Here is a 6,085-nt window from a genome sequence, read left to right as displayed (position 1 = left end):
GCAATGAGATGCCCTCATCTTGAAGGCTGTTCAAAACAGAAATGGACTGCGAACGCTTAGTCATTCAAGAATCCCACCCGTACACCGCAAGGTGGAAGGCTTGCGGCTTTAGCCGTGGGAGTCTCAACTGTAAAATACACACTTTAAAAGTCGAGTCAGCTTGTAGGCTGGCACCGCTTCTGGTACGATACTTGAAGTGCTGCTCCTATGATGTTGGAGGTTTTATGAAACATAACAAAAGTATTTTGAAAAAAACAACTGTCGTCGACTTCAAGCAAGATGCCGCTTTTTTTGTCGACCGGGGAATGCGCTTTTTGAACCGGTACGACTATGAAAAAGCACTGCGGTCGTTTCGGCGCGCCGTTGAGATGGAGCCTGCCAATGTGGAATGCCATTGCCACCTGGCCAGTGCCCTCGCCGAAACCGGACAGTTTGAAGCATCGAATGAAGTCCTGTACGAGATTATAGAAAAATGGGACCCGTCCATGGTAGAAGTGTACTTCTACATGGCGAACAACTACGCCAATCTGGAAGACTACCAGATGGCAGAAGAAATGGCCGTCCGTTATCTGCAAGAGGCGGGCAACGGGCATTACCGCGAGGAAGCGGAAGAACTGCTCGATTACATTTACTTCGAGCTGGACTTGCCGCCGCGCCACTTCCAGCCGAGTGAAAACGAGGATGTGTACAGCAAGCATGAGCGTGCACGCCGCAGTCTGGAGGAAGGCCGCTTCCTGGAAGCGCTGGATATATTGAAAGAAATCGTGGAAGCCGACCCCGACTTTTTGCCGGCCTGGAACAACTTGTCGCTCGCCTATTACTATGTGGGCGATTTCCAAAAAGCGATGGAGACGATCGACAAGACGCTGGAGAAGGAGCACGGCAACTTGCATGCGCTGTGCAACCTCGCCGTTTTGCTCTCCCATCACAACCATACAGTAGAACTGCTGGCGTTGATGGACATGCTAAAAAAGGTCGTTCCGTTTCACCCGGAAAACACGTACAAGCTGGCAACGACCATGGGAGTGCTTGGACAGCATGACGAGGCGTACTTCCACTACCAGCGGATGCTGCGGGCGGGCCGTCCGCACGAAGCCTGCACCTACCACTATGCGGCGATCTCCGCGTACTTGAGCGGGCGAAAAGACCAGGCTTTGCGCTGGTGGCAAAAAGCCAAGCAGATGGACCCGGAATCCGGAATTGCCGACCAGTACATCCAGATGGTAAAAAACGAGCAAGAAGGGGAAACTATAAAGCCGATTCCGTACCAGTACAACCCGCCGCAACGCGACGTGTCCTGGGAAAAGGCGCCGTTTACCGGAGTAGAGGACTTCAAAAACGATCCGATGATTCGCGCATCGCTTTTGTGGGCCTTGCAGCATGGACGCGACGAAGTCAAATTTGCCGTTCTGCAAACTTTGTCGTTGATTGGCGATGATGAGGCCGAGCACGCTGTTCGCCAATTTTACTACCAGACCGACAATCCCCAACTGCAAAAGCTGGCTCTGCTGGCGCTGGCAGACATGGGAGCGGCCATGCCCGAGGATGCGCCCAAATCGGCTGTAAAAGGGCACCAAAGCAGTGCCGTTCAGGCTGAGATGAGCGTAGAAGAAGGGATTCACCGCTACCTGCTCGCAGAAGGACAGCAAGAGGCCGGAGAATGGTGCCTGCGCGTCTGGGAAAAGCATCAGAAATACGCACAAAGCCAAGTACAAGTGCGGAAAGCAGTTGCATGGATCGCTGCATTAGAATATGTATACGGAACAATAGGGAACAACAAAAAATCGCAAGCGTATCTGGCCGAGAAATACGGGATCTCCACGGCAACCGTAGCAAAATGCGTCAAAGTATTGTCGACACTTGATTTTAAATAGATTATTACATTATAATAATTTTAAATAAAAGAAGCGTGTCAGACGAGGAGGCAACAGATATGAGCGAGCAAAAAGTTTATGACGTTATCATCGCCGGAGCCGGCCCTGCTGGTATGACGGCTGCTGTATATACTTCCCGCGCCAACATGAGCACTCTGATGCTGGAGAGAGGTATTCCTGGCGGCCAGATGGCCAATACGGAGGAAATCGAAAACTATCCAGGCTTCACTTCCATTCTCGGTCCTGACCTCTCCACCAAAATGTTCGAGCATGCGCAGCAGTTCGGTGCAGAGTACGCCTACGGCGAGATCAAGGAAATTCGCGATGAAGAACCGTACAAACGCGTAATCACTGGGGACAAGGAATACTTGGCCAAAGCGGTAATCGTTGCAACAGGTGCCGAGCATCGCTTGCTCGGAGTGCCAGGGGAAAAAGAGCTGTCCGGCCGTGGCGTTTCCTACTGCGCTGTGTGCGATGGCGCTTTCTTCCGCAACAAAGAGCTGGTTGTCGTAGGCGGCGGCGACTCCGCGGTAGAGGAAGCCGTTTTCCTTACCCGCTTCGCTTCCAAAGTGACGATCGTCCACCGTCGCGATCAGTTCCGCGCGCAAAAAATCTTGCAAAAACGCGCTTTTGAAAACGAAAAGATCGAAGTGATCTGGGATTCCGCTGTAAAAGAAATTCGCGGAGAAGGCAAAGTGCAGTCCGTCCTCCTGGAAAACACCAAGACTGGCGAGCAGCGAGAGTTTGCGACAGACGGCGTGTTCATCTACGTAGGTATGGACCCGTTGACTGAAAGCGTGCGTTCGTTGGGCATTACCAATGACGCAGGGTACATCCTCACCGACGAAAAAATGCACACCAAAGTAAAAGGCGTGTTCGCAGCCGGTGACGTTCGGGAAAAAATGCTGCGCCAGGTCGTGACAGCAACCGGAGACGGTTCCATTGCGGCCCAATCGGCTCAACACTACGTGGAAGAGCTGAACGAAAAGCTAAAGGAACAAAATGTCACAATCTCTTAACGTGCTTGTAACATGAGTGAAATAATTCAAGGGTAAGATAAAGACAATGAATTGACCCCCTTATCTATATAAACATTGTTGCGTGGCTGGCATTTCAGTCGCGCATCTTTTTTTGTCCAAAAACAGCTTGTTCGCGAGCTGAAACGAAAGCTGGGAAAAGTGGGGAAGCGCCCAAAAAGGTGCGAATAGGGGCGCGAGTATGGTATGCTATTGTCAGAATCGTAGGAGGCGAGTTGCGTGACGGAATTGGGAAACGACAAGGCCATTAATCTCCTGATTATTACCGGAATGTCAGGTGCGGGAAAAACAGTTGCTGTACAAAGCTTGGAGGACCTGGGTTATTTTTGCGTTGACAACCTGCCCCCAGTACTGATTCCCAAATTTGCCGAGTTGGTCAAACAGTCTGGCGGGAGTATTGAGCGTGTCGCTTTGGTGATCGACTTGCGTGGACGGGAGTTTTTCGAAAGTCTCTCCGTGACGATCGAGAGCCTGGATCAGATGGAGGGATTGTCGTATCACATCCTCTACCTCGATGCGAACGACCAAACGCTGGTTTCCCGTTACAAGGAAACTCGTCGCAGACATCCGCTTTCACCGAACGGTTCCCCTCTGGAAGGAATTCATGCTGAGCGCCGTCTGTTGCAGGAAATGAAGGGCTGGGCGCATCAGATTATCGATACGAGTCAAATGAAGCCAGCGCAGCTTCGGGAAAAAATCATCAACCAATACGCACAACAAGGATCACCCCTTACGATCAATGTATTGTCGTTTGGCTTTAAATACGGTACGCCGATTGACGCGGACTTGATGTTTGATGTCCGGTTTTTGCCGAATCCGCATTATGTAGACGAGTTGCGGCCCAAGACCGGATGCGATCCAGAGGTGGCTGATTACGTGATGAAGCACAAGGAAACCAAAGAGTTCATCGAGAAGCTGACGGACTTTTTGGCGTACACCTTGCCTCATTACCAGCGCGAAGGCAAAAGCCAGCTTGTGATCGGAATCGGCTGTACGGGCGGAAAACACCGCTCGGTCGCGATTGCAGAGCATCTGGGCCAGACCTTCGGAAAAGATTTTACCATCCGCGTCAGTCATCGAGACATGGAAAAGAACAAGTGAGCATAGGATGGCAGGAAGAAAAACGTTAGGTCATCCGCAAGAGAACGCCACCTGTTTATTTGTATCAGAAATAATGAGGTGACATATGCCTACTAAGGGAATGGGGAGGCTGCAGTCAAGGCCATTACGAATTGTCGTCATTGGCGGAGGAACGGGTCTGTCCGTCCTTTTGCGCGGTTTGAAGCATGAGCCGGTGCATATTACAGCGATTGTAACCGTAGCAGACGATGGGGGAAGCTCGGGACGTCTGCGCGAGGAAATGGATATGCTGCCGCCCGGAGATATTCGCAATGTGCTGACTGCTTTGGCCGATACGGAGCCGTTGATGGAAAAAGTCATGCAGTACCGTTTTTCCTCAGGCACGGGATTAGCAGGGCATAATTTGGGAAATCTATTACTTGCCGCAATGAACGAAATCACGGGAGATTTTGTCACCGCAGTCAAAACATTGAGCGGAGTTTTGGCGGTGCGTGGAGATGTGCTGCCTGCGTCCACGCAATCCATTCGTCTGAAAGCCGAAATGACGGATGGCTCAATCGTGATCGGAGAATCCCAAATACCGCTGACAGGCAAGGAAATCAGACGGGTTTTCCTTGATCCGGCAGACGCTGTGCCGCTGAGCGAGGCGCTTTTGGCCATTGCTGAGGCGGATGCCATTTTGATTGGACCGGGCAGTTTGTACACGAGCATACTGCCCAATTTGCTGGTGCGCGGTCTGTTTGCTGCGATCAAGCGCTCAACGGCCCCGAAGATTTATATTTGCAACGTAATGACACAGCCAGGAGAGACGGACGGTTTCACCGCCTCGAAGCATGTGCAGGTCATGTACGATCATGTAAAAGAATCATTTCTGGATACGATCATTGTCAATTCAGCCGAGCTGCCGAACCACGTGTTGGAAAAATACGCGGAGAAAGGAGCGGCTCCTGTCCCCTGTGACCTGAAAAAGCTGCGTCAGCTCGGCTTGCATATTGTCGCAAAGCCGTTGGTTACATTTGAGGATGGTTACCTGCGTCACGATGCGCATGCCGTGAGCAAGCAAGTCGTTTCACTCGTCAAGCGCAGACGGAGGGTGCTGAAGATAGAGAAGGAGTAGTGAGGTTCGATGTCATTCGCCGCGCATACCAAAAAAGAACTGACCATGATGGAGGGCGCCGACTGCTGTAGCAAGGCCGAATTGTCTGCCTTGATCCGTATGAACGGGAGCTTGCAGTTCGGAGCAGGACGCCTGGTGCTGGATGTGACGACGGAAAATGCGGCGATTGCCAGAAGGATTTACACCTTGATTAAAAAGCTGTTTCAGACGCACTGCGAGCTGCTCGTTCGCAAAAAGATGCGGCTGAAAAAGAACAACGTCTACATCGTGCGAATACCTAACCAGGCCAATGAAATTTTGCAAGACCTGGCGATCATGGACAGCAGCCTGTCGTTCGTACCCGGGATCGCTCCCGAGATTGTGAAAAAGTCGTGCTGCCGGGCTGCCTACCTGCGCGGTGCTTTTCTGGCAGGCGGTTCGGTCAACCATCCGGAGGCATCCAGCTATCATCTGGAGATATTCACCTCCTATCAGGATTTTTGCGAAGCATTGACCAAGATCGCCAATCGGTATAAACTAAATGCCAAGTGCATCGAGCGGAAAAAGGGGTACGTCCTCTACATTAAAGAAGGCGAGAAAATCACGGAGTTTTTGAGCCTGATCGGAGCACACCAGGCTCTGTTGTATTTTGAGGACGTCCGGATCGTAAAGGACATGCGCAACTCTGTGAACCGTTTGCACAATTGCGAGATTGCCAACATCAACAAAACGGTAAACGCTGCCACAAGACAAATGGAAAACATTCAGCTCATCGACCAGGAAATCGGGCTGGAGAACTTGCCCAGACGTCTGCGTGAGGTAGCCGAACTTCGTGTGGCACACCCCGACATCAATTTGAAAGAACTGGGGGAAATGGTCCCAAGCGGAGTTGTCAGCAAATCGGGAATTAATCACCGCTTGCGAAAAATTAACGAAATCGCTGACAAAATACGTGAAAAACAAAATCTTTCGTTGTAGATGCATGATATACTAAAGGA

The 6,085-nt window shown here is 51.2% G+C and carries 5 protein-coding genes; all 5 read left to right on the top strand.

What is annotated here, in order from left to right; all coding sequences use genetic code 11:
- Positions 1-224: 224 nt before the first annotated feature.
- Entirely contained in the window at positions 225-1,874 is a 1,650-nt protein-coding gene (locus AC27IT_RS20425; protein ID WP_005826902.1) for a tetratricopeptide repeat protein, read from the top strand.
- A 35-nt stretch (positions 1,875-1,909) separates the two neighbouring features.
- Entirely contained in the window at positions 1,910-2,893 is a 984-nt protein-coding gene (gene trxB / locus AC27IT_RS20420) for a thioredoxin-disulfide reductase (protein WP_255344297.1), read from the top strand.
- 237 nt (positions 2,894-3,130) lie between these two features.
- The gene (rapZ, locus tag AC27IT_RS20415) at positions 3,131-4,012 is read left to right on the top strand and encodes an RNase adapter RapZ (RefSeq protein ID WP_007782163.1); all 882 of its coding nucleotides are present in this window, start codon (positions 3,131-3,133) and stop codon (positions 4,010-4,012) included.
- An 85-nt stretch (positions 4,013-4,097) separates the two neighbouring features.
- Entirely contained in the window at positions 4,098-5,108 is a 1,011-nt protein-coding gene (locus tag AC27IT_RS20410) for a gluconeogenesis factor YvcK family protein (RefSeq protein WP_025848983.1), read from the top strand.
- A 9-nt stretch (positions 5,109-5,117) separates the two neighbouring features.
- Positions 5,118-6,065 (top strand): DNA-binding protein WhiA, encoded by a 948-nt coding sequence (gene whiA, locus AC27IT_RS20405; RefSeq protein ID WP_005826906.1) that lies wholly within the window; start codon positions 5,118-5,120, stop codon positions 6,063-6,065.
- Positions 6,066-6,085 lie beyond the last annotated feature (20 nt).

Source organism: Brevibacillus sp. YAE8, assembly GCF_057543335.1.
Note: the sequence above shows the minus strand (reverse complement) of the source record. Positions and strands in the feature narration are given on the sequence as shown.